At 70.0% G+C, this 3,161-nt stretch carries 5 protein-coding genes; 4 read left to right on the plus strand and 1 reads right to left on the minus strand.

The features are described from left to right. The 4 genes from pgk to FHP29_RS12145 form a co-directional block, all read left to right on the plus strand. A partial coding sequence (gene pgk, locus FHP29_RS22720; protein WP_240044464.1) for a phosphoglycerate kinase occupies positions 1-408 on the plus strand: 408 nt, incomplete at its 5' end. A gap of 2 nt (positions 409-410) precedes the next feature. After that, entirely contained in the window at positions 411-1,208 is a 798-nt protein-coding gene (tpiA, locus tag FHP29_RS12135) for a triose-phosphate isomerase (RefSeq protein ID WP_139623108.1), read from the plus strand. 27 nt (positions 1,209-1,235) lie between these two features. Continuing rightward, the gene (gene secG, locus FHP29_RS12140; protein WP_139623109.1) at positions 1,236-1,472 is read left to right on the plus strand and encodes a preprotein translocase subunit SecG; all 237 of its coding nucleotides are present in this window, start codon (positions 1,236-1,238) and stop codon (positions 1,470-1,472) included. A gap of 65 nt (positions 1,473-1,537) precedes the next feature. Continuing rightward, on the plus strand, positions 1,538-1,897 hold the full coding sequence (locus tag FHP29_RS12145; RefSeq protein ID WP_139623110.1) for an RNA polymerase-binding protein RbpA: 360 nt from the start codon (positions 1,538-1,540) through the stop codon (positions 1,895-1,897). 124 nt (positions 1,898-2,021) lie between these two features. Here the strand turns inward: FHP29_RS12145 and FHP29_RS12150 are convergent, their stop codons facing one another. After that, entirely contained in the window at positions 2,022-2,987 is a 966-nt protein-coding gene (locus FHP29_RS12150) for a hypothetical protein (protein ID WP_139623111.1), read from the minus strand. Positions 2,988-3,161 lie beyond the last annotated feature (174 nt).

Raw genomic sequence — 3,161 nt, forward strand, 5'->3', positions numbered from 1 at the left:
CTGCCGACCGACATCGTCGTGGCCGACAGCTTCGGCGACGAGGCGTCCGCCCGGGTGGTCGCCGCCGACGCGATCCCCGCCGGGGCGCTCGGCCTCGACATCGGCCCGGAGTCGGGTGCCGCCTTCGCAGCGGCGCTCGCCGACGCCCGGACGGTGTTCTGGAACGGCCCGATGGGCGTCTTCGAGCAGCCGGCCTTCGCCGAGGGCACGCGTGCGGTGGCCGAGGCGCTGACGAAGGTCGACGGACTCTCGGTCGTCGGCGGAGGGGACTCGGCGGCCGCCGTACGAGCCCTCGGCTTCGACGAGGCCGCCTTCGGCCACATCTCGACCGGCGGAGGTGCCAGCCTCGAGTACCTCGAGGGCAAGGAGCTGCCCGGCATCACCGTCCTCGAAGACCAAGGAGCCTGACCATGGCCGCGAGCCGCATCCCGCTGATGGCGGGCAACTGGAAGATGAACCTCAACCACGCCGAGGCCGTGGTGCTGGTGCAGAAGCTCGCCTGGACGCTGTCCGACAAGAGGCACGACTACGGCAAGGTCGAGGTTGCGGTGATCCCGCCGTTCACGGACCTCCGCTCCGTGCAGACGCTCGTCGACGGCGACCGGCTCTCGATCAGGTACGGCGCGCAGGACGTCTCCCCGTACGCGGGCGGCGCCTACACCGGCGAGATCTCCGCGGCCATGCTCGCCAAGCTCGGCTGCTCCTACGTCGTGGTCGGCCACTCCGAGCGCCGCCAGTACCACGCCGAGACGGACGAGGTCGTCAACGCGAAGGCCAAGGCCGCTCTCGGGGCGAAGATGACGCCGATCGTGTGCGTGGGCGAGGGCCTGGAGGTCCGGCAGGCCGGCGAGCACGTGCCGTACACGATGGCCCAGGTCGAGGGCTCCCTCGCCGGGCTGTCGAAGGCGCAGGTCGGCGGGCTGGTCATCGCCTACGAGCCGGTGTGGGCCATCGGCACCGGCGAGGTCGCCACCCCGGACGACGCCCAGGAGGTGTGCGCGGCCATCCGCGGGCAGGTCCGCGAGTCGTACGGCGACGAGGCCGCCGACGCCGTCCGGATCCTCTACGGGGGCTCGGTCAAGGCCGCCAACGTCGCCGGGATCATGGCCAAGGCCGACGTCGACGGCGCCCTCGTCGGGGGTGCGAGCCTGGAGGCCGACGAGTTCGGCGGGATCTGCCGGTTCTACGACATGCCGGTGCTGGGCTAGCCCCGGTCCTGACGTAGGATTCCTCGCGTGTCGACGCTTCTGACTGTGCTGCTCGTGCTCACGAGCCTGATCCTGATCCTGCTCGTGCTGCTGCACAAGGGTCGGGGCGGCGGCCTCTCGGACATGTTCGGTGGCGGTGTGTCGAGCTCGCTCGGCGGCTCCTCGATCGCCGAGCGCAACCTCGACCGGTTCACGGTCGGCATCGGCGTCATCTGGTTCGCCTGCGTCATCGCGCTGGGCCTCCTGCTCGCCTATCAGAACTGACAGCACAGACCGTCTTGCAACCGACCCGGACACCGGGTCGTCCGAGGGCTTGAGGAGAGAATCCGTTGGCTGGTGGTGGGAACGCGATCCGCGGTAGTCGCGTCGGTGCGGGTCCGATGGGTGAGGCGGAGCGCGGCGAGGCCGCGCCCCGTCAGGCGGTCACGTACTTCTGTGCGAACGACCACCGCTCGGTGATCACCTTCTCCGTCGAGGCGTCCGTCCCCGACTCGTGGGACTGCCCCAAGTGCGGTCTCCCCGCCGGGCTCGACTCCGACAACGCCCCGCCGGCGCCGAAGATCGAGCCCTACAAGACCCACCTCGCCTACGTGAAGGAGCGCCGCTCCGACAAGGAGGCCGAGGTCATCCTCGACGAGGCGATCCAGCTCCTGCGCTCGCGCCGCAAGTCGGGCGAGATCATCTTCTGACGCGACCCGGCGCATCCTGACCCGGGTTGTGCGTCGACCCGGCGCATCCTGACCTGGATCTTGCGTCGACCCGGCGCATCCTGACCCGGATCTTGCGTCGACCCGGCGCATCCTGACCTGCCGGTCAGCGTCCCATCCGCTGCCGCGCCTCGACGATGCCGCGACGGAGGATCACCTCGGCGTCGGAGCGGGGGCCGAACAGGTTCTCCCGCCGGATCGCCTTGATGAGGTACGGCGTCTCCGCCTCGACGAGCGCACGCCGGGTCCGGTCGTGCTCGAGCTGCTCAGGCGTCGAGTGCCACTCGTCGCTGTCGTACTCCACCGCGAACCACAGCGCCGCGTGACCGATGTCGAGACGCGCGAGGAACGTGCCGTTGACGTCGAACACCTCCAGCTGCGGCTCCGGTGTCGGCAGGTTCGCCTGGATCCACCGCAGGCGCAGGATCGATTCCGGCGGAGACTCGGCCCGTCCGTCGACGTACGCCACCATCACGCGAAGAGTGCGCACCCACCTCATGCGCCGGAAGCGCGGTACCCCGGCGATGAGCTCCTCCCGGGTGAACTGCCCGAGCCGCAGCATCTGATCCATCGACGCGAGGGAGCGCTCGACGTACCGATTCCTGCCGAGGTCCCAGGTCGTGCGCAGCGGCGAGGTGACACGCAGGCCGTGGATCTCCACCACGTCCCCTCGTGCGAACGTGCGTTCGCCGCTGTCGACGAGGCCGTTGCGGAGACGACGACCCGCAGCAGGCAGGAAGACGCAGACGGGTGCGAGGTGGAGATGCTCGCCGGGCGCCAGGACCATGTCGGCGCCGTGGAGCCAGCCGGCGTGGCGGTCGCACACCACGGCGTCGGAGGGGACCGTGAGCCTCAGGGCCGCACAGCGAAGTTCGAGGCTGTCGGGGACCTGGTTGGCGACGTACACGCCCTTGACCAGGCGCCGGACGAAGCCCTGGGCGACCAACCAGGTCAGGTCCTTGCCCAGCAGCCCGGCCTCACGGCGAGCCAGCGTCGTCGTGAACGGGACGTCCAGAGGGAGTGGGAAGTCTGCAGGGAGGAACGAGAGTCCCGTGAGTTCGGTGAGTTTCATGCGCCGCTGCCTGCCCCGGTCGGGCGGCGGCCCAATCATCGCGGTCGACGGCCTGTGGATCTGAGCGTGAATCCGGTGCTTGTTCCGTCCCTGACGGCTCGGTGGTGCCCGGTCAGGATGCGCCGGGAAGGACTCGTTCTGAGGTCAGGATGCGCCGGGTCGCGGTCGTTCTGA

The sequence above is a fragment of the Nocardioides albidus genome, assembly GCF_006335005.1.
GTDB classification, from domain to species: Bacteria; Actinomycetota; Actinomycetes; order Propionibacteriales; family Nocardioidaceae; genus Nocardioides; species Nocardioides albidus.

Bases quoted from the DNA above. Each gene is read 5' to 3' on its own strand.
- tpiA (WP_139623108.1), top strand. From the start codon at position 411: ATGGCCGCGAGCCGCATCCCGCTGATGGCGGGCAACTGGAAGATGAAC.
- FHP29_RS12150 (WP_139623111.1), bottom strand. From the start codon at position 2,987: ATGAAACTCACCGAACTCACGGGACTCTCGTTCCTCCCTGCAGACTTC.